The organism is Enterococcus sp. PF1-24 (assembly GCF_029893325.1).
Classification (GTDB): domain Bacteria; phylum Bacillota; class Bacilli; order Lactobacillales; family Enterococcaceae; genus HY326.
In genome coordinates this window covers 12,521-31,912 of sequence record NZ_JARXWL010000022.1, presented here as the reverse complement: position 1 = coordinate 31,912, position 19,392 = coordinate 12,521, and the positions used below count along the sequence as shown (strand labels likewise).

General features: G+C 37.3%; 20 protein-coding genes. 12 read left to right on the top strand and 8 right to left on the bottom strand.

What is annotated here, in order from left to right; all coding sequences use genetic code 11:
- The first annotated feature begins 9 nt into the window (after positions 1-9).
- Both M2139_RS10225 and M2139_RS10220 read left to right on the top strand, forming a co-directional pair.
- Positions 10-1,530 (top strand): phosphomannomutase/phosphoglucomutase, encoded by a 1,521-nt coding sequence (locus M2139_RS10225; protein ID WP_280738747.1) that lies wholly within the window; start codon positions 10-12, stop codon positions 1,528-1,530.
- A 190-nt stretch (positions 1,531-1,720) separates the two neighbouring features.
- A complete protein-coding gene (locus M2139_RS10220; RefSeq protein WP_280738748.1) occupies positions 1,721-3,103 on the top strand; it encodes an amino acid permease in 1,383 nt (460 codons plus the stop codon).
- A 50-nt stretch (positions 3,104-3,153) separates the two neighbouring features.
- On the opposite strand, the gene M2139_RS10215 is transcribed toward M2139_RS10220, so the two are convergent.
- From M2139_RS10215 to M2139_RS10200, 4 genes are read right to left on the bottom strand one after another with little or no spacing between them, the layout of a single operon-like run.
- Complete coding sequence (locus tag M2139_RS10215) at positions 3,154-4,203, bottom strand: tyrosine-protein phosphatase (protein WP_280738749.1); 1,050 nt, start codon at positions 4,201-4,203, stop codon at positions 3,154-3,156.
- A gap of 26 nt (positions 4,204-4,229) precedes the next feature.
- Entirely contained in the window at positions 4,230-5,486 is a 1,257-nt protein-coding gene (locus M2139_RS10210; RefSeq protein ID WP_280738750.1) for a PTS transporter subunit EIIC, read from the bottom strand.
- Positions 5,487-5,505: 19 nt separating this feature from the next.
- Positions 5,506-5,805 (bottom strand): PTS sugar transporter subunit IIB, encoded by a 300-nt coding sequence (locus tag M2139_RS10205; RefSeq protein WP_280738751.1) that lies wholly within the window; start codon positions 5,803-5,805, stop codon positions 5,506-5,508.
- Positions 5,806-5,834: 29 nt separating this feature from the next.
- Positions 5,835-6,173: a PTS lactose/cellobiose transporter subunit IIA gene (locus M2139_RS10200; protein WP_280738752.1), complete on the bottom strand. Its 339-nt coding sequence runs from the start codon at positions 6,171-6,173 to the stop codon at positions 5,835-5,837.
- A 236-nt stretch (positions 6,174-6,409) separates the two neighbouring features.
- On the opposite strand from M2139_RS10200, the gene M2139_RS10195 reads away from it, so the two are divergent.
- Positions 6,410-9,046 (top strand): sigma 54-interacting transcriptional regulator, encoded by a 2,637-nt coding sequence (locus tag M2139_RS10195; protein WP_280738753.1) that lies wholly within the window; start codon positions 6,410-6,412, stop codon positions 9,044-9,046.
- 44 nt (positions 9,047-9,090) lie between these two features.
- Here the strand turns inward: M2139_RS10195 and M2139_RS10190 are convergent, their stop codons facing one another.
- Entirely contained in the window at positions 9,091-10,290 is a 1,200-nt protein-coding gene (locus M2139_RS10190; protein ID WP_280738754.1) for a toxic anion resistance protein, read from the bottom strand.
- Between the two features lie 338 nt (positions 10,291-10,628).
- The gene (locus M2139_RS10185) at positions 10,629-11,303 is read right to left on the bottom strand and encodes a 5-bromo-4-chloroindolyl phosphate hydrolysis family protein (protein WP_280738755.1); all 675 of its coding nucleotides are present in this window, start codon (positions 11,301-11,303) and stop codon (positions 10,629-10,631) included.
- Between the two features lie 193 nt (positions 11,304-11,496).
- On the opposite strand from M2139_RS10185, the gene M2139_RS10180 reads away from it, so the two are divergent.
- The 5 genes from M2139_RS10180 to M2139_RS10160 are packed head-to-tail and all read left to right on the top strand — an operon-like array spanning position 11,497 to position 14,496.
- Positions 11,497-12,087, top strand: a complete 591-nt coding sequence (locus M2139_RS10180; RefSeq protein ID WP_280738756.1) for an NUDIX hydrolase — start codon at positions 11,497-11,499, stop codon at positions 12,085-12,087.
- A 29-nt stretch (positions 12,088-12,116) separates the two neighbouring features.
- Entirely contained in the window at positions 12,117-12,413 is a 297-nt protein-coding gene (macP, locus tag M2139_RS10175) for a cell wall synthase accessory phosphoprotein MacP (protein WP_280738757.1), read from the top strand.
- Positions 12,414-12,467: 54 nt separating this feature from the next.
- Positions 12,468-13,160: a 5'-methylthioadenosine/adenosylhomocysteine nucleosidase gene (locus tag M2139_RS10170; RefSeq protein WP_280738758.1), complete on the top strand. Its 693-nt coding sequence runs from the start codon at positions 12,468-12,470 to the stop codon at positions 13,158-13,160.
- A 33-nt stretch (positions 13,161-13,193) separates the two neighbouring features.
- Positions 13,194-13,739 (top strand): isochorismatase family cysteine hydrolase, encoded by a 546-nt coding sequence (locus tag M2139_RS10165; RefSeq protein ID WP_280738759.1) that lies wholly within the window; start codon positions 13,194-13,196, stop codon positions 13,737-13,739.
- A 40-nt stretch (positions 13,740-13,779) separates the two neighbouring features.
- Positions 13,780-14,496: an HAD family hydrolase gene (locus tag M2139_RS10160; protein ID WP_280738760.1), complete on the top strand. Its 717-nt coding sequence runs from the start codon at positions 13,780-13,782 to the stop codon at positions 14,494-14,496.
- 78 nt (positions 14,497-14,574) lie between these two features.
- Here the strand turns inward: M2139_RS10160 and M2139_RS10155 are convergent, their stop codons facing one another.
- Both M2139_RS10155 and M2139_RS10150 read right to left on the bottom strand, forming a co-directional pair.
- The gene (locus tag M2139_RS10155; RefSeq protein WP_280738761.1) at positions 14,575-14,760 is read right to left on the bottom strand and encodes a hypothetical protein; all 186 of its coding nucleotides are present in this window, start codon (positions 14,758-14,760) and stop codon (positions 14,575-14,577) included.
- A 127-nt stretch (positions 14,761-14,887) separates the two neighbouring features.
- Complete coding sequence (locus M2139_RS10150) at positions 14,888-16,186, bottom strand: replication-associated recombination protein A (protein ID WP_280738762.1); 1,299 nt, start codon at positions 16,184-16,186, stop codon at positions 14,888-14,890.
- A gap of 231 nt (positions 16,187-16,417) precedes the next feature.
- On the opposite strand from M2139_RS10150, the gene M2139_RS10145 reads away from it, so the two are divergent.
- From M2139_RS10145 to M2139_RS10130, 4 genes are read left to right on the top strand one after another with little or no spacing between them, the layout of a single operon-like run.
- Positions 16,418-17,068: a DNA-3-methyladenine glycosylase gene (locus M2139_RS10145; RefSeq protein ID WP_280738763.1), complete on the top strand. Its 651-nt coding sequence runs from the start codon at positions 16,418-16,420 to the stop codon at positions 17,066-17,068.
- Positions 17,069-17,071: 3 nt separating this feature from the next.
- The gene (locus M2139_RS10140) at positions 17,072-17,557 is read left to right on the top strand and encodes a DUF3013 family protein (protein WP_280738764.1); all 486 of its coding nucleotides are present in this window, start codon (positions 17,072-17,074) and stop codon (positions 17,555-17,557) included.
- Between the two features lie 18 nt (positions 17,558-17,575).
- Entirely contained in the window at positions 17,576-18,541 is a 966-nt protein-coding gene (prmA, locus tag M2139_RS10135) for a 50S ribosomal protein L11 methyltransferase (RefSeq protein WP_280738765.1), read from the top strand.
- 1 nt (position 18,542) lies between these two features.
- Positions 18,543-19,298, top strand: a complete 756-nt coding sequence (locus tag M2139_RS10130; RefSeq protein WP_280738766.1) for a 16S rRNA (uracil(1498)-N(3))-methyltransferase — start codon at positions 18,543-18,545, stop codon at positions 19,296-19,298.
- Positions 19,299-19,392: the final 94 nt, after the last annotated feature.

Here is a 19,392-nt window from a genome sequence, read left to right as displayed (position 1 = left end):
GGATTTTTAATGGATTTAGCTACCTTACAAAATGGTTCAGATATTCGGGGAATTGCCATTACCAACGAAACAGAAACCGCTAATTTAACACCAGCAGCTGTTGCTGAAATCGGTAAAGGTTTAGTCGCTTGGCTGCGACAAATGGATGAAACGGGCTACCAACAAGGAAAATTAAAAGTGGGTATCGGCTATGATAGTCGTTTAAGTGGCCCAGCTTTAAAAGAGGCCTTGATGAATAGTTTGTTAAGCCAAGGCATCGATGTAATTGATTTTGCTATGGCGACCACGCCAGCGATGTTTATGGCGACGCAATTTCCGCAGTTTGACTGCGATGCCAGTATTATGTTAACTGCCAGCCACTTGCCTTATTATTTTAACGGTATTAAAATTTTTAGCCGTAAAGGTGGCGCTGAAAAAGCCGACATTAAATATATTTTGACGCATTTGACAGAAAATACTAACGGTCAAACCGGAGCGGTCAGCAATGCCGATTTAATTACACCTTATGCGGCTGATTTGGTAACTAAAATTCGTAAAGGCATGCAGACAACGGCTGAAAAACCATTAGCTGGTTTGAAAATTATTGTCGATGCTGGTAACGGTGCAGGTGGTTATTTTGCAGAGCAAGTTTTAGCAGTTTTGGGGGCAGATACGACAGGTTCACAATTTTTAGAGCCAGACGGTCATTTTCCAAATCATATTCCGAATCCTGATAATAAGGAAGCGATGGCAAGTATTCAGGCTGCGGTTTTAGCGACTGGCGCTGATTTAGGGGTAATTTTTGATACCGATGTCGACCGTTCAGCGATTGTTGCGAAAAATGGTGAGGCCATCAACCGCAATAATTTAATCGCTGTACTGAGTAGCATTACTTTAGCGGAGCATCCTGGTACCCGCATTGTGACTAATTCACCAACCACCAATCATTTAAAAGCTTTTATTGAAGCAAAAGGTGGCATTCAAGTTCGTTATATTTCAGGCTATCGGAATGTCATTAATAAGGCGATTGCCTTAAATGAAGCGGGCTTAGATTGTCAATTAGCGATTGAAACTAGCGGTCATGCGGCTTTTAAAGAAAATTATTTCTTAGATGATGGCGCCTACGTGATTGCTAAAATTTTAATGCTATTACCCCAGCTGCAAAAAGAAGGTCGCTCGATTGATGAAATAATTCGTGAATTAAAACAACCTGTTGAAACGATTGAGTTTCGTTTTAAACTAGCGGGAACTGATTATCGTCCTTTAGGAGAAAAAGTAATTGCTGAGTTGCCTGCTTATTTGGTAGATAAACCAGGCTTTAGCTTTGACCCTGAAAATGAAGAAGGGGTTCGTTATACAGTTGATACCCCTTATGGCAGCGGTTGGTTTTTATTGCGGATGAGTTTGCATGAGCCACTATTAGTTTTACAAGTTGAAAATGATTCTGCAGGCAATAACCGCAAAGTTTTAGCGGCTTTGGCTGAGCATTTTACTAGTTACGCTGCAGCTGGCGTTGATGCCAAAAATTTAGTTGCTTATTTAGCTGAATAAAGCAACTTAGGACCTTTCAATTATTTTCTTGCAGAAGATGATTGAAAGGTTTTTTGTGTGTGGAGAACCATTCTCTTCGCTTTTTTATAAAAATTTCAGCTATTTATTTGCGGTTATTAAGCAATTCGTGCTATTCTATCAATGATTGTTATTTTAGTAAATGTGGGAAAAATGGAGGAGAACAATTATCATGGATCTTTTTCGTAAAAAAAGCTTAAAGCCAAGTGTTTTAAGTGGTATGAAAAAAGAATTAAAAACGAAAGATTTAATATTTTTAGGGATTGGTGCTATTATTGGAACCGGGATTTTTGTCATTACAGGAGAAGCAGCGGAAGCTTATGCAGGACCGGCGTTGACGTTGTCCTTTTTATTAGCGGCGGTTGTCGTTGTATTGGCTGGTTTTTGTTTTGCGGAATTTGCTTCGCGAGTACCGGTTTTAGGTGGCGCTTATGCTTATATGTATGCCGTATTTGGCGAGTTGATTGCTTGGCTAACGGGTTGGTTTTTAATCTGTGAGTTTATGTTGGCTGTTTCGGCGGTGGCATCTGGCTGGTCGGGCTATTTTCAAGGCTTTTTAAAAGCGATGGGCATCGAAATTCCCCATGCTTTAACAGCTGCTTATAATCCGGCAAAAGGCACTTATATTGATATTGTCGCGGTAATCGTTTTATTATTTGTCACTTATTGGGTTTCTTTGGAAGCTAAAACCGCTTTACGTTTAAACAACTGGATGGTTTATGTAAAATTTGCAATTATTATTTTATTTATTGTGGTAGGCGTCTTTTTTGTAAAACCAGGAAATTGGACACCTTTTATGCCTTATGGTTTTAGTGGGGTAGTGGATGGTGCTGCTTTGGTGTTCTTCGCCTTTTTAGGTTTTGATGCGGTGGCGATGGCAGCTGAAGAAGTTAAAAATCCCCAAAAAGATATTCCCCGCGGGATTATCGGTTCGATTGGGATTGCGACAGTTTTATATATCGTGGTGACTTTGATTTTAACGGGGATTGTGCCTTCAAGTCAATTAGGGGTGAAAGATCCGGTAGCTTTTGCGATGCGTTTCGTTGGTCATGACATGGTGGGATCAATTATTTCGGTAGGTGCGATTTTAACTTTATTAACAGTTACGATTTCAATGATGTATTCTTTAGCCCGCTTACTTTACGCAATCAGTAAAGATGGCTTATTACCTAAAGCCATGAGCAAGTTGGATGAAAAACATCGGACACCGAAAAATGCGACTTATGTAGCTGGTGTGGTAGCGATGTTCTTTGCCGGTATGTTCCCAATGGGGATTTTAGCTGAGTTAACGAATATTGTGGCTTTAAGCTATTTAATGTTTATGGGCTTAGGCATTATTAAACTAAGAAAAATGGCTGGTAAACCCAAAGCCGGCGAATTTAAAATGCCATTGGTACCAGTGTTGCCTTTAGTGTTAGTGGCAGCTTGTGTAGTGTTGATGTTGCGTTTCCAAGCGATGACTTGGATCGTCTTTATGATTTTTATCATCATTGGTTTAGGGATTTATATTTTTTATGGTTATAAAAACAGTGCGCTAAATCAAACTGAAAAATAAAGGAAATAAATGAAGTGGGGAAGCTAGTTACGTAGCTTCCCCACTTTTTATTAATATAAATAGAAATCTTGTAAAGTTTTAATATCAGCAGCTGATATTTTTAAGGCTTGTTGGGCGTAATTTGCCATTGTGCCATAAGTATTTTTCATAGCTGTAAAAGCACTATCTAAATATTCAGCTTTAGTTTTTTGTAAAGAAGCTAAATAATCTAGCACAAAAGCATTATCCGTGTATTGGCGATAAATATCCATCCGCCCTTGATTGCGGGGTTGATTATATTTTTCAGTTAAGAAATAATCTTGATAAATCACCTCTTCAGGAACATTTAGCAAGCCTAAAATAATAGCAGCGCCCCAACCCGTACGGTCTTTCCCACCTTGGCAATGGAAAAATAGCGGCACTTCTTTACGCAATAAGACTTGTAAAAAATCTTGATAAGCTTTTTGCGCTGGTTCTGTAAGCACTAAATCATGCATTTGGCTAACCATTTGTTGCTGCATGGCAATTAATTGTTCTTGCCCCGCTTGTGTTTTTGCCATTTGCTCTAATTTTAAAACTTTTTGTTGGTCTTTATTAGAGTGCTTACTAGGTGTTTCGCTAGCTTGTTTGGCAATTTCAGCGTGGGGGTTGAAGTTGTAATGCTTTTTTTCTGCAAAAGGAATATCAGGATTGTGCTGAATTTCTTTCGGAGAACGTAAATCAATCACTGAACCAAAAGCCATTTCTGATAAATAGTTGACATCTTCAGCCGTTAAATGGTCAGGAGCATCTCCGCGATAAATTAACCCCCATTTAGTTAAACGTCCTTCAGTAGTTTGATAGCCCCCTAAATCACGACCGTTGAATAAACTGTGGACAGGAATCCGCCGGGTTGCCGCAATATATAAGTCTTCCCCTAATTGAATTTGAAAAAAACTTCGCTGATTTAAGGGATTAGGAAAATTTGCTTTTCCTTTTTCAAAATTCAGTTTAAAAACTTTTTCGGCTGTTAATGATAAAGGCTGAGTAGCTAAACTAACTGTTGCTTCTCCAGTAAAATCATTAGCTAAATCAAAAAAGTAAGTTTCAGCTTGCAAGGAAACATGAAAGGTTTTTATCAATAAAATCACAACTTTCTAAGATAATTTTAGTCAGCAGTTGTTGTTTGGCTTTCTGCTGTTGTTTCTCGGATATCCAATCTCTTCATAAATGGTAAGTATAGTAAAACAACTGCTACAAATTGGATGATTTGTACGACTAAACCTTGCCAACCACCTGCTAAAAAGCCAGTTAAAAAGGTTGGTAAGTTTCGAGGAATCGCCATACTAGTGATTGGTAAGAAACCAATTAAAGTGGCCACATAAGCAATCGCAATACACATTGGTGCTGCTAATGTTAAGGGAACAAATAGCAATGGATTTAAAATTTGCGGAATCCCGAATTTCATAGGTTCAGTAATTCCGAAAACACTAGGGACAATTGAAATTTTACCAATTGATTTAAACTTCTCACTACGACAAAGAAGTAATAAAATCACCGCTAAAGCTAAAGCCCGGGGACCTTTGTATGCATCTAGGAAGAAAGAGTTAATGACATTTTCAGCAGTACCACCAGCAGCAACAGCTTCCATATTGGCATAAGCTTGTGAAGCGTATAAAACAGTAATGATAGAAGAAGTGACGTTACTACCATGAATCCCGAACCACCATAGTAGTTCTGATAAGAACATGATGAATAAAGCTGACCAAATGGTGCCACCTAATTTTTCTAAAGGTGCTTGTAATAAAGTATAAATGAAATCGTGAATATTACCATACTTAGTGCCATTGAAAATTACACTAATAATAATTGCGGCAAAGAATAAAATAGCAGCGGGAATAATCGCCGCAAAAGTTTTTGAAATAAATGGTGGTACGCTATCAGGCATTTTGAAAGTAATATTTTTTTCGCAAAGTTTAGCAAAACACCATGAAACTAAAATAGAACTAATCATTCCGACGAAAATCCCTTTAGAACCTAAATAACCTAATTCTAAAGCTGCTACGGGTTTATCGCCACCCACATCAAATTGTGTAATTGGTGTCAATAAAAGGAAACAAGCAGCTGATAAAATCATCGATGCTGGAATATCACTTTTAACTTCACGAGCCATTGCATAAGCCATCCCTAGAACAATGTATAAAGCGATAAAATTGCTGGAAATAGTAGTTCCTAGTGTGCAGGCTTGGTTGACAATATCAGGTAAGTTGGGAATCATTTGAATAACCATTAACATACTACCAACAATCGTAACTGGTAAAGTTAACATCATCCCGTTAGCAACAGTTTTAATTACAATATTGTTAGAAAATTTAATAATGACTTGGTTTAACTTTTCACCAAATCCATTGCTTTTTTTCTCCATTTAAAATTCCTCTTTTCTATTATTTTTGAATTTTACTTAGGGCAAGTTGTAAAACTTTTTCACCATTCATCATGCCATAGTCAAACATATCAATGACTTCAATGGGAATTGCCGGATATTTTTGAGCGACTTCTGCTTTTTGGAAACCCATTTGCGGGCCTAATAAAATCACATCAGCGCCAGCAACGTGTTCTTCTAATTCACTAATCCCGTAAGCTTCAATTTCAGCCACAAGATTTTGGCTTTTCGCAACTTCTTTCATTTTAGTGACTAACATACCAGTCGACATTCCGCCAGCACAGGCTAATAAAATTTTCATACAATCAAGGCTCCTTTCTGTTAAATTTTTTAATTTGCTGCTAATTGAGCAATTTGTTGTTTGATATCTGTCAAATCACGGTGGACATCTAAAAACTCTTTGGCTAAATCAATCGTGGTTATGGCAGACATTAAATGGTCTTCACTATGAACCATAAAAAGACTTAGTTGAAAAGCGGGTTCTTCTTCAGCAGAAGTGCTTAAAATCTTATTATGGCTTTGATGAGCAGCTTTCAAATTGCTTTGGGCATCAACTAATAAGTTTTCGGCTTGAGAAAAATCAGCTTTTTTAGCTGCAAAAATGCTTTCCATCGCTAAAGAACGGGCTTTCCCACCATACATAATAATTTCCATAATTTCGTTCTCCATTGCAAATCTCCTTTCGCTTAAAAAATGTAATTGACCAGCAATTACTGAACGTTTTCTCACTTGAATAATAAGCAATTATCATGCCAAAACAGTTAGAGCTAGCATTGATAAGCTTTCCCTGACGGAAAATAGTAAGTGTTTTATTTACGAAACACTTATCAAAAAAATAAAACAGATAGCTTTGACAGTTTTGCTAAAAGCGGTTACAATGACAAAGAATCATGGAGGTGACACAGGTGCAACGTAAAGAACGAATCTATCAACATATTCAGGGGTTACCTAAAACAACAAAAATTACCGCCCAACAAGTGGGTGAAGCCTTAGGAATTAGCCGCGCTAATGCCAGCAGCGATTTAAATCAATTGGTTAAAGAAGAGCTTTTACAAAAAGCAGGTAGTAAGCCTGTTACGTTTTTTCTACCGCCAGCAAGTACAGCAGATTTTTGGGGAGACTTTGATCAAAGGAATCCTAGTTTACATACCGCTTTAGAGCAAGCCAAAGCCGCTGTGCTTTATCCACCACAGCGAATGCATATTCTTTTAAGTGGCGAAACCGGTGTGGGGAAAAGTATGTTTGCGGAGTTGATCTATCGTTTTTCAAAAGAGCAACAACGGATTCAGGAAAATAGTAAATTGATTACTTTTAACTGTGCTGATTATGCCAGCAATCCCCAGTTGATTTTAGGGCAATTATTTGGTGTGGTGGAAGGTGCTTATACCGGTGCTTTAGCAAGGCGTGGCTTAGTAGAAGAAGCTGATGGAGGTATTTTATTTTTAGATGAAGTTCATCGCTTACAACCAGAAGCGCAAGAAATGTTGTTTACTTTTATTGATAAAAAAGTGTTTCGCCGTTTAGGAGAAAGTGAGTTTAACCGCAGTGGGGATGTTCAAATTATTTGTGCTACCACCGAAGAAATTGATTCTTCTTTATTGCAAACTTTTATTCGTCGAATCCCGATGAAAATTTATTTACCTTCTTTACAAGAGCGGGATTTACAAGAGCGTTTAAAATTAATCAGTCATTTTTTTGATGAAGAAGCGCGCAACTTAGCTAGAAACATTAAAGTCTCTCGTAATTCTTTACGGGCGTTATTAAGTTATCCTTGCCGCAATAATATCGGTCAGTTAAAAACCGATGTGCAACTGCTTTGTGCCCAAAGTTATGCCCGACTGGTTTCTTCTAAACAAGAATTTTTGACGATTACTAGTTATGATTTGCCAGAATATATTAAAGAAGGTTTGTATTCGGCTGATAAGAGAATGGAGTTATGGAAATTAACCCCTTCACAAACCAGTCGTTTTATTGAGTTTCAAAAAGATCAAGATAGCCAACTGACAATGGCTGAAAATGAAATCAGTGATATTTATCAATTGATTGATCATAAAATGACCGACATGGAAAAAATTGGTTTAAACACCCCGGCCACCATGGAAGTTGTTGATATGACGATTCAGGATTTCTTTCAATCATTGAAAAAGAATAATGAAGAAAATCAAGATAGTATCGCTAATTTAGTAGGGAGTGAAATTTTAATCACCGCCAAACGCTTTTTACAAGCAACCGCGATTTCCGTGGATGAAACCACTGATGAAATGGTCTCCGGCTTAGCAATTCATCTTTACAATTTAGTACAGCGAATTAAATCGGGACAAAGAATTATTAATCCCCGTTTAGGTGAGATAAAAAAACATCACGCTCAATATTTTGCGGCGGTTAAACAACATAGCCAGATCATTGAAGAGGACTTAGCGATTGCTTTACCCGAAGATGAATTAGCTTTTCTGACTTTATTTTTAGTCCCACAAATCACTAGTCAAGACAATAATAAAGTCAAAGTGCTAGTAGTAGCCCATGGGGAAACTACCGCTTCTAGCATGGCGGCGGTTGCCAATGATTTGTTAGATAATCAAAGCGTAGCAGCTTTCAATATGCCGTTAACTTGTCAGCCTAAAAGCATTTTATTAGAGGTAGAAGCTTATTTGCGACAAATTAAACAACAAAATGTTTTGATTTTAACGGATATGGGTTCCTTATCTAATTTTGCTGAAGAATTAAGCAAGCGACTGAAATATAACGTGCAGTGTTTGGATTTAGTAAGTACTCTTCATGTTTTAGAGGCTAGCCGCAAAGCTCGCTTAGGCTATAGCTTAACAGAAATCATCAATGATTTACGCAAAATTACGCACCTTGATCAACAACAGTTAAGTTTTTCAGCCCCAGAAAAAGCGGGAAAAACTTTTATCGTGACGGCTTGTACTACCGGAACGGGTTCCGCCAAAATGATTAAAGAACTTTTGCAAAAACAATTAAATCTTTATCAAAATGCCGTAGAAATTCAAGCCTTACAAATTACTAATGAGGAAAATTTAGCGGAAGAATTGCGCTTGCTAAAAGATCAAGGAGAAGTTTTATGTTCGGTTAGTAATTTTAAAATCGCTGATTTACATTGTCCGAATTTTTCGATTTCACAGGCTTTTGATAGTCAGTCATTAGCGCAAATTCAACAGCTAGTAGATTTTGACTATACCGCCAATTTAGTTATTGAAAATGTAGCTGAGATGATTGGTACTTTAGATGGGCGTTTATTATTAGAAAATTTAAAACATTGGTTAATCGCTTTAGAACGGGAGTTAGCCGAATTGATTCCCGTGGAAATTAAAGTCGGCTTACTTTGTCATTTAGCTGGCGTGATTGATCACTTGCGGAAAGAAAAAAATAACTTGGCAATGGAAAAAATCATTTGTCAGTCAGCCGCAGAAAAATTAGTTTATCATGAATTGCGTTCTCTTGAAGCGATTTATGGGGTACAGTTCTCACAAGAAAATTTACAACATATTTGTGCTTATATTTATAAAGAAAAAGTCAGCCTATAAAAAAAGCTAAGTCCTTTTACAAAAGGGCTTGGCTTTTCACTGTTTTATTGAGTTAATTCTAATAATTTTTGTTTCAAATCTTCTTCCAGTTGTGCTAATTCAAATTCAGCGGTACGGCGTTTTTCTTTACCTTCTTGTTGGATCCGCAATGTTTCTTGAATCGTTTCAAGTAAATCATTTTGGGTTTTTTGCAAGGTTTCAATATCAACGATGCCCCGTTCATTTTCTTTGGCTGTTTCAATGGCAGATATTTTCAGCATTTCTGAATTTTTCTTCAATAAATCATTAGTTGTTTCAGAAACTTGACGTTGTGCTGTAACAGCTTCTTTTTGACGTAATAAGGTCAAGGCGATGACCACTTGGTTTTTCCAAAGCGGAATCGCTGTGTTGATAGAAGCGTGAATTTTTTCCGCTAAAGCTTGGTTAGTATTTTGGATTAAACGAATTTGTGGTGCTTGTTGAATCGTGATTTCTCGCGCTAAACGTAAATCATGGGTACGTTTATCTAAGCGGTCCAAGAATTGTGTATAGTCATTAGCGATTTGTACATCCATTTGGTCGCCAGATTGTTCAGCTTTGGCGATGGCTTCAGGAATTGTTTTGGTTTGCAACTCTTCCATTTTTAATTCGCCAGCTGCGATATAAATGTTTAAAGCATCAAAATAATCTTTATTTTTAGTATATAGCTGTTCCAACATTAAATTATCTTTTAACAAGCCATCTTTTTCTTTATTCAATTTTACCGCAACTTTATCAATTTGGGCACCAATTTTTTGATATTTCGCTGTTACTTCATAGATAGATTGTTTAACTTTCCCCATGAATTTTTGGAAAAAGTTGCCTTCACCTGCCCGTAATTCACTAGGGTTAGCTTCTTGCAAACGATACATCAATTCAGTTAAAGAATCACCAACCGGACCAATATCTTGAGCTTGTACGTGATTCAACATGGATTGTGAAAATTCACTTAATTTATTTTGAGCAGTGGCACCGTAAGTAATCACCGCTTGTGAATCGTTGGTGTCAATTTTAGCCGCTAAATCTTTGGCTTGTGCTTGATATTCAGGTGATAATTTATCAATTAGGCGAGGTGCCATTTTTTGTTCATTTAAATCATTCAGTTCATTTTTTTGAAATTCAGTTAATGAGTTTAGGCTAGCATCAGTAAATGGATTGCTTAATAAATCATCTAAAGTGCTACCAGTTGTAGTTGTTGTTGGGTTGATTACTTTTTCATCATCCATGGAAAATCCTCCTTAAAGTATTAATTTTTCAAAGAAAAATCAAGTTTATGCGTCAGTAAAACGCTTAATTGCTAAAATTTAATTTCATTATAGCATAGAACATCAGCTAAATCGTTATTTTTTCTAAGGGCTAACTAAAAAAATCTCTCAGCAAGCATTAGCGATAAAAAAAGAGAAGGCAACATTTAGGCGATAGTTGTTAAAAAGTCCTAACATTTCGGGGATTTTCTCCTACTTTTTAGTAGATCCTCTTTACTTAAAGAAGCAATAACTGCGTCTTTGAGCAATGTTGGAACTTAGCAACGATCAAACCTAAATGCCCCATCCTCTTGTCCTGTTTATTTTAAGTTATTGTAATCATGATCCCGTTTAATGCTTTGCTTCGCAATTGTCATTTCAACATCTAAATCCTCTAAATCTTCCGAAACAAAATCTTGATAATCTTTGACAATTAAAATAGCTAATTGATCAATAATCTTGATACTTTCATCTAATTTAGCATAAGTTTCTTTGCTTTTAACTTCGTGGGCATCAATTTCCACGTATTTATCAGTTAAGTCAGCCAAGTTAGGTAAGTGGGTATATAAAAAGTGGCTGGCATCGTGAAGCCGTGTTGGTTCTTTAGCTAACGCTTTAAATAATGCTTTAGCTGCCCGCATAGTATCGTGACGCAAATCAATCGCTTTTAGTTTTGAAGAACGAGCGACATTTTTTTGAATCCGTTCAATTTGGCTTTTGCTACTATTCATTGTATCCCGGAAAAGATCAATTTCATTAGGTTTCATCCCTAATTTTTCGTAGAAATCTTCTTTTTCTTTTGTTAATTCAGGTATATTTAGGTTGTTTCTCTTTTTTTTATTTGCAAATCTTTCAATTATCGACATAATAATCAGTAACCCCCCACCGAAGAAAGCTAAAGTAATAAGCATATCACTAAAAGTAGAGCCGCTATCAGCTGTAATTAGCCCAAGGACAGCTAGACAAGCAACTATTAAGACACCAAATTTTTTCATGTTGTTCCTCCAATCTTTTTTCGTTCTACTATTATTTTTTAAGTTATTATCTTTGACATCTATTATTCTAGCATAAAACGACCTAGATTTAGTATCGGACTAAAGGTTGATTTTTACGATTTACGAAAAAAATAAACTTTTCTATGGTAGAATATGGATAATGAATTTTATAAATAGGAAGGAATTAATAAAAGTGGAGTTGAACTTAGTCGATTTTGAAAAGAATCAAGCTAAATTTATTGAAAAGACGGTGAAGCGTCAAGAGATTTTTAAAGGTCAAATTATTGATGTGGCTCTTGATACGGTGCAACTACCTAACGGCCAAGAAGCTAGTCGTGAGTTGGTTTTTCATCCGGGTGGTGTCGGTATCATTCCGGTTTTAACTGATGGACGGATTTTATTTGTAAAGCAGTTTCGTAAACCGCTGGAGAAAATTATTTTAGAAATTCCTGCTGGAAAAATCGAACCCACTGAAAATCGATCTCCTGAAGTAACGGCTAAACGCGAATTGGAAGAAGAAACTGGTTATCAAGCTAGCAATTGGCAACATCTTATTGATATGTACGTTTCCCCCGGCTTCGCTGATGAGTGTTTGCATATTTACTATGCAGATGGTTTGCAAAAAGTTGAAAATCCCTTACCGCAAGATGAAGATGAAGTCATTGAATTATACGCTTTAACGCTGGCTGAGGCCAAAGAAGCGGTGGCTAAAGGCTGGATTTGTGATGCTAAAACTTTGTATGCTGTACAATATTGTGAGTTGCAACAGTTACAAGGAAAATAGAAAAGTTTATAAATGAAAGAGTTGACAGTATGAGTAAAGAACCTTTAATTACCCGTAGTGAGTTGCGGCGCAGACGTGAAGCCGAAGAACGCCGCCAAGCTGAATTAGCTGAAGAACAAGAGCAGTATAGAGAAGAAAGCTATCATCAGCCTGAGCCAGAAGTGGATTCAATTTATCGTAAAAGCAATAAAAAAGTTAAACCTTTAAATAAAACTCGCAGTGGCGAACAAATGAAAATGCGGGAGCGCAATACTTTTTTAAATAAAGCGATTTTAGTTGTGATTGTCTTTATTATAATTGTGGCGCTATTGGTCTTTTTTGTATAAAAAATAAAAGCGACAAGAAATTGTTGTAAACAAAGATAGAAAGAGGAAATAATTATGAAAATCGGCATAATTGGTGCGATGGAACAAGAAATTAAACTTTTAAGAGAAGCTTTAACAGAAACACAAGCTTGGTCACAAGCCGGCGCAGATTTTATTCAAGGAAAAGTGGGCAATCATGAAGTGATTTTGGTGCGCTCTGGTATCGGCAAAGTTTTAGCTAGTGTAACCACGGTTTTACTAATTCAAAAATATGATGTGGATATGGTGATTAACACTGGTTCGGCTGGGGGCATCGGGGCTGGTTTAGCGGTAGGGGATTTAGTTATTGCTGAAAAATTAGCTTACTATGATGTGGACGTAACCGGTTTTGGTTATGCCAAAGGGCAATTACCAAAAATGCCATTATATTATGAAACTAGTGGCTTTTTACAAAGAGAAATGACTAAAGCTGCCGAAGCTACCCAACATCATGTGAAAAATGGTTTAGTAGTAACCGGCGATAGCTTTATTGATAATCCTGAAAAAATTCAACAAATTTTGGCTGATTTCCCAGAAGCTTTAGCTTGTGAGATGGAAGGAGCGGCTATTGCGCAAACAGCCGCACAATTTAACGTACCTTGTTTAGTCGTTAGAGCGATTAGCGATACGGCTGATCATGCTGCTACTCAAAGTTTTGATGAATTTATTGATGAAGCTGGCAAGCGTTCTGGCGAAATGGTGTTAACTTTTGTAAAAAATTTAATTTAGTAATTATCAATCAAAGATTGGAGCTGGAGCTTTATGAAAGGTTTAGTAGTTATTGATTATACCAACGATTTTGTAGCAACCAACGGCGCTTTAACCACCGGTTTACCTGGACAAGCAATTGAAGCAGCGTTAGTTGCTACTACCAAAGAATTTATTGAAAAGCAAGATTTTGTTGTGATGGCTGTCGATATTCACGATCAAAAGGGTCAGTATCATCCGGAAAATCGCTTATTTCCACCGCATAATCTAGCCGGCACTAGTGGCCGTGAGCTTTTTGGTAGTTTGAAGGAGCTTTATGAAGCTGACGAAGAGGCTGTTTATTGGTTGGATAAGCGGCATTATTCAGCTTTTAGCGGAACGGATTTAGATATTCGTTTGCGGGAAAGAGGGATTAGTGAGTTGCATTTAGTCGGTGTTTGCACCGATATTTGTGTCTTGCATACGGCGGTAGATGCTTACAATTTAGGTTATCGTTTAGTTATTCATCAAGATGGCGTTGCCAGTTTTGATGCAGTTGGTCATGACTGGGCATTAAAGCATTTTGAAAATACTTTAGGCGCTGAAATTGTAGGGAAATAAATTAACTTTTCAAGTATAAAAAGGCAGGTTTACTAAACTGATGAATGAAGAATTAGGTTTTGTTTTTGATGTAGATGATACGCTGTATGACCAATTGGCACCTTTTCGGAAGGCTTATCTAAATAATTTTTCGCAAGAATTGACGGCAGAAGAAATCACAGAGCTGTATAAGCAAAGCCGCCATTTTAGCGATTTAACTTTTGAAAAAACGGCTTCTGGTGAAATGAAGATTTGGGATATGCGAGTTTATCGTAGCCAACAAGCTTTTGCCAGCTTAGGCATCTCAATTTCCGAAGCCCAAGCTATTCAGTTTGAAAGAGCCTATGCGGAAGCTTTAACTGAAATCGAATTAATGCCTGAAATGGTAGAAGCTTTAAATTTTTGCCAACAACAAGGCTCTAAAATTGGCATCATCACTAATGGACCAGCAAAACGGCAACGAGAAAAAATCCAGCAGTTAGGCGTAGCTAATTGGGTTGCACCAGAAGATTGCATTATTTCTGGGGAAGTGGGAATTAATAAACCTGAGCTGGCAATTTTTCATTTAGCTGCTGAAAAATTACAACTAAATCCCGCTACAACTTACTATATTGGTGATTCATACGCTAATGATGTGGTGGGGGCTAAAGCGGCGGGTTGGCAAGCAATCTGGCTAAACCACCGTCGAAGGCCCCTGCCAGAAGAAAACGTTGGTATGCCTAAATCAGAAATTTTAGATGTTAAAGATTTATTAGCTTGTTTAAAAAATTTACATTAATGATTGAAAAAAATAGACTGGTATAAAAATCAAAGGATTTCCTGATTTTCATGCCAGTCTATTTCATTTTTTGATTGATTAGCTAATTGTGCGGCCGAGTATAAGTGTTATTGCTAAAATAACTAAACTAGCTGCTGAACACGCACTTTGAATCATTGCTAAAATCTGATAAATTGTCCCTAAGTTGCCTTTTTTTACCATTCCATAGGTAAGTAATCCTGACACAGAATAACCAATCGCTAAAATAAATAATAATAATAACATTTCCTATACCTCCTTGTTAAGTTAACAAAAGCATAGCACAGGAAAAGACCTATTCTACTTATTTTTCTCAAACTGTTAAAAATTTGTCCTGAATGGTCATTTTATTTATTATTTTTGCCAATTTTCATTAGCCTTTCGGTTTTTTAGCTGAATTATTTTTCTTCCATTCTTGAATACGATAATATTGTTGTGCTAAAGCTTGTTCGTATTTACCAGTATCTTTCGGTTGATAATATTGGGCGTTTTTAAATTTATCGGGTAAATATTGCTGATTAACCCAAGCGTTATCGAAATCATGAGGATATTGATAGCCAATGCCGCGTTCCAAATCTTTAGCGCCTTTATAATGACTATCGCGCAAATGGTCAGGAATTTCGCCGGCATTATATTTGCGAATATCTTCAACAGCCGCATTCAAAGCGTGATTAGCGGAATTGGATTTTGGCGATAGACATAAGTCGACAACCGCTGCCGATAAAGGCATTTTCGCTTCTGGTAAACCTAAACGTTCAGCGGCTAGTACAGCTTCTACTGTGCGGGCTGCCGCTGCGGGATTGCCTAAACCAATATCTTCATAACCAATCACCATTAATCGCCGACAAATAATCGGTAAATCACCAGCTTCAAGTAAACGTCCTAAATAGTGCAAAGCCGCGTTAACATCACTGCCACGAATGGATTTTTGAAAAGCGGAAATCACGTCATAGTGAGCATCGCCATCTTTATCATGAGTTAAGGCTTTGCGTTGTACGCATTCTTCAATAATTTCTAAGGTTAAATGAATTTCTTCTTTTTCATTTTTCGGGGTGGATTTTACCGCTAACTCCAAGCCGTTTAAAGCACTCCGCAAATCACCGTTAGTTGCCCGCGTTAAATGTAGCAAAGCGTTGTCATCTAAAACTACCGGATAATCACCTAAGCCTCGTTCTTTATCTTTTAAAGCCTGTTCAATTGCCACCTTAATATCAGTTTCTTGCAAAGGCTTGACTTCAAAAATTTGGGTACGACTGCGAATCGCAGGATTAATCGTAATATAAGGATTTTCCGTGGTGGCACCAATCATAATAATGCGGCCGTTTTCTAAATGTGGTAGCAAGAAATCCTGTTTAGTTTTATCTAAGCGATGAACTTCATCTAATAATAAAATCACCGTGCCGCTCATGCGGGCTTCTTCCGCAACGATTTGTAAATCTTTTTTTGTATCAGTCGCCGCATTTAAAGTGCGGAAAGCATATTGAGTTGAACCGGCAATGGCGCTAGCGATACTGGTTTTACCTGTACCAGGCGGGCCGTATAAAATCATGGAAGACAACATTTTAGCTTCAACCATGCGGCGAATAATTTTTCCTTCCCCCACAAGTTGTTGTTGGCCAACGACTTCATCTAAATGACGAGGGCGCATCCGATAAGCTAACGGTTGTTGCATAAGCTTCACCTACTTTTTTCAATAATATATGCTTTAAGTATACCACGAAATCACAAAAGAACGTATATTCGATTTTGTGATTTTGTAAAAAAATATTTGTAACTGAAAAGTTGTTAAGCTTTTTTATTGTTAGCGGATAATTTATAAAAAATAGGGATATTTCACAGCGTTTTTCTCCAGAAAGATAGCCAGAAACCTAAGAATTGTGTATGATAAGGAAGGTGAAGAAAAATGCGGATAACTACAGAATTTTTTGAAAATAAGAAAACCGAAGAAATCGCGGAAAGCTTGTTAGGGCAATATTTAGTTCATGAAACATCGCGGGGGATTTTAGCAGGCTATTTGGTTGATGTAGAAGCTTACTTAGGACCTGAAGATGAAGCGGCCCACAGTTTTGGTTTACGGCAGACACCGCGGCTAGCTGCTATGTACCAACCAGCGGGGACGATTTATTTATATACGATGCACACTCATTTAATTCTGAATTTTGTGACGCAAGCTGCGGGACAACCGCAAGGGGTTATGATTCGTGGACTACAACCAGTTGAAAATATTCCTTTAATGATAGAAAACCGTCAAGGAATTTCTTCCGTAGAAATCAGTAATGGTCCGGGAAAATTAGTGACTGCAATGGGAATCACTAAAGAATTATATGGTAAGACTTTATTTGGTAGTGAATTATACTTACTTAGTGAAAAAGCTAAACAACCTCAAGAGATTTTACGCTTGCCGCGCATCGGTATCCCTAATAAAGGGATTTGGACAGATAAACGTTTGCGCTATGCGGTAGCTGGCAATCCTTATATTTCAAAACAAAAAAAGCAAGCCATTGACCAAGAAAATTTTGGGTGGCTACCAGAAGATAAAAAGGAGAACGAATAATTCATGAAGAAAAAAGATTTTTTAAATTATTTAGATGAACGTTTAACTGAAAAAATGCTTGATTTTGACGTTGCTTTAGATTGGGATACTAAAAATCATACAATAGAAATTATTTTTCGCTTATTTGCTGAAAATAAAGGCCAACAAGCGATTGATGATGCAACCGGGGTGGTTTCTGAAGAAGAAGTCATTGAGTTTGAAGATGGCATTTTATTGTATAACCCGCAAAAATCAAAATTTGTGACAGAAGATTATTTAACTACTATTGCCTATGAAGGAAAAAAAGGTTTAAGCGTTGGTTTTATCAATGGACTGGTGGATTATTTAAATGATGTGCTAACTACTGGTATGGATGATTTGTTGGATTTCTTGAGCGATGATTCCGAAGCCGAAGTTTTTGAATTAAAATGGCAAGCAGCGGATTTGCAAGCCAGTGTTGAAAAATATGCTGCGGAAGCTAATGAATATTTAGCTTACCCTAGCTATTAAAGAAAAGAGGAAGACTGATTGAAGTGGAATGAAGTAAAGGTTGAAACTGCAAGTGAAGCAGTTGAGGCGATTTCAAATATTATGATTGAAGCTGGCGCTAGTGGCGTTGCCATTGAAGATGTTTTAGATTATGAACATTATCAAAGCGACGGTTTTGGTGAAATTGTAACGCGCGAAAATTTTACTGATTTAGAAGCAGGCGCCCTAGTAATGGCTTATTTTCCCGAAACGACTTTTTTACCAGAAATTTTACCAACAATTAAAGAGCAAATTGCAAAACTGCCTGAATTTGGTTTAGCAATCGGTAAAAATTTACTGACAGTCAATGAAGTTGCCGAAAAAGATTGGGCGACCGCTTGGAAAAAATATTATCATCCCGTGCGGATTACACGCTATTTAACCGTTGTACCTAGCTGGGAAAATTATCAACCAGAACATTCAGATGAAAAAATTATTACTTTAGATCCGGGGATGGCTTTTGGTACTGGCACGCATCCGACAACTTCTTTAACCTTAACTGCGTTGGAAGCTGTTTTACGTGGTGGCGAAACGGTCATTGATGTTGGTACAGGTTCTGGTGTGTTAAGTATCGCTAGCAAACATTTAGGGGCGGAAGATGTCTATGCTTATGATTTAGATGAAGTTGCTGTTTTAGCGGCTAAAGAAAATATGGCGATGAATCCTGTGGCTGCCGATGTTCAGGTGGCGGCTAATGATTTATTAAAAGGGCTTGAAATGCAAGCCGATGTGATTGTCGCGAATATTTTGGCGGATATTATTGTGTTGATGTTAGCAGATGCCCATCGTTTATTAAAAAATCAAGGGCGGTTGATTATTTCCGGAATTATTGAAGATAAAAAAGCGATGATTTTAGCCGCATTAGAGCAGCAACAATTTGAAGTAGTACAGATTTTCCAACAAAAAGATTGGTATGCGATGATTGTAAAAAAAGCTGAAGAAGTCCCAGTGGAAACTGAGGTGTAAGATGCAACGCTATTTTATTGAAGAAAAATATCAACCGCAGGTAAGCTATCAGCTAACAGGTGAAAATTTTCATCATATTGTGCGGGTGATGCGGATGCAACCTGATGAGGAAGTTTATTTAGTTTTTAGCGACCAAGTGAGTATTATCGCGGCGATTAGCCAAATTACCGAAGAAGCGGTTTGGTTAAAAGAAATCAGGCGAGAGCAGCAAAATAAAGAACTGCCGGTAGAATTAACGATTGCCTGTGCTTTTCCAAAAGGGGATAAGCTGGAATGGGTGATTCAAAAAGGCACCGAATTAGGCGCGCAACACTTTATGGCTTTTCCCGGGCAAACATCAGTAGCGAAATGGGATGAAAAAAAATTAGCGAAAAAAGAGCAACGCTATCAAAAAATCGCTCAAGAAGCAGCCGAACAATCTCAGCGGCAATATGCACCGAAAATTACTTTGTTTGCCAATCAAAAAAAATGGCTACAACAACTTTCGCAATTTGACTATATTGTGGTGGCTTATGAAGAATCTGCTAAACAAGGGGAACAAGCTAATTTAGTTAAGATTTTACAGCAAGCGCAGCCAGGTGAAAAAATTGTGGCGATTTTTGGCCCTGAAGGTGGTTTAACACCAAAAGAAATTGAAGAATTAAATGAATTAGGTGGCGTTTGTTGCGGTTTAGGCCCACGAATTTTGCGAGCCGAAACAGCACCTTTGTATTTTCTCAGCGCAGCCAGTTATCAGTTAGAATTATTGAAAAAATAATTAGTTGAAAAATACTACTAAAGTCCCTATTCAACCAAATAGAAAAGCGCTATGCTAATCTCCCAAGGCTACTAATACAAATGTTGGGCCCAAA

Coding starts and splice junctions, on each gene's coding strand:
- M2139_RS10225 (WP_280738747.1), top strand. CDS start 10: ATGGATTTAGCTACCTTACAAAATGGTTCAGATATTCGGGGAATTGCC.
- M2139_RS10220 (WP_280738748.1), top strand. CDS start 1,721: ATGGATCTTTTTCGTAAAAAAAGCTTAAAGCCAAGTGTTTTAAGTGGT.
- M2139_RS10210 (WP_280738750.1), bottom strand. CDS start 5,486: ATGGAGAAAAAAAGCAATGGATTTGGTGAAAAGTTAAACCAAGTCATT.
- M2139_RS10205 (WP_280738751.1), bottom strand. CDS start 5,805: ATGAAAATTTTATTAGCCTGTGCTGGCGGAATGTCGACTGGTATGTTA.
- M2139_RS10200 (WP_280738752.1), bottom strand. CDS start 6,173: ATGGAGAACGAAATTATGGAAATTATTATGTATGGTGGGAAAGCCCGT.
- M2139_RS10190 (WP_280738754.1), bottom strand. CDS start 10,290: ATGGATGATGAAAAAGTAATCAACCCAACAACAACTACAACTGGTAGC.
- M2139_RS10185 (WP_280738755.1), bottom strand. CDS start 11,303: ATGAAAAAATTTGGTGTCTTAATAGTTGCTTGTCTAGCTGTCCTTGGG.
- macP (WP_280738757.1), top strand. CDS start 12,117: ATGAGTAAAGAACCTTTAATTACCCGTAGTGAGTTGCGGCGCAGACGT.
- M2139_RS10170 (WP_280738758.1), top strand. CDS start 12,468: ATGAAAATCGGCATAATTGGTGCGATGGAACAAGAAATTAAACTTTTA.
- M2139_RS10165 (WP_280738759.1), top strand. CDS start 13,194: ATGAAAGGTTTAGTAGTTATTGATTATACCAACGATTTTGTAGCAACC.
- M2139_RS10160 (WP_280738760.1), top strand. CDS start 13,780: ATGAATGAAGAATTAGGTTTTGTTTTTGATGTAGATGATACGCTGTAT.
- M2139_RS10155 (WP_280738761.1), bottom strand. CDS start 14,760: ATGTTATTATTATTATTTATTTTAGCGATTGGTTATTCTGTGTCAGGA.
- M2139_RS10150 (WP_280738762.1), bottom strand. CDS start 16,186: ATGCAACAACCGTTAGCTTATCGGATGCGCCCTCGTCATTTAGATGAA.
- M2139_RS10145 (WP_280738763.1), top strand. CDS start 16,418: ATGCGGATAACTACAGAATTTTTTGAAAATAAGAAAACCGAAGAAATC.
- M2139_RS10140 (WP_280738764.1), top strand. CDS start 17,072: ATGAAGAAAAAAGATTTTTTAAATTATTTAGATGAACGTTTAACTGAA.
- M2139_RS10130 (WP_280738766.1), top strand. CDS start 18,543: ATGCAACGCTATTTTATTGAAGAAAAATATCAACCGCAGGTAAGCTAT.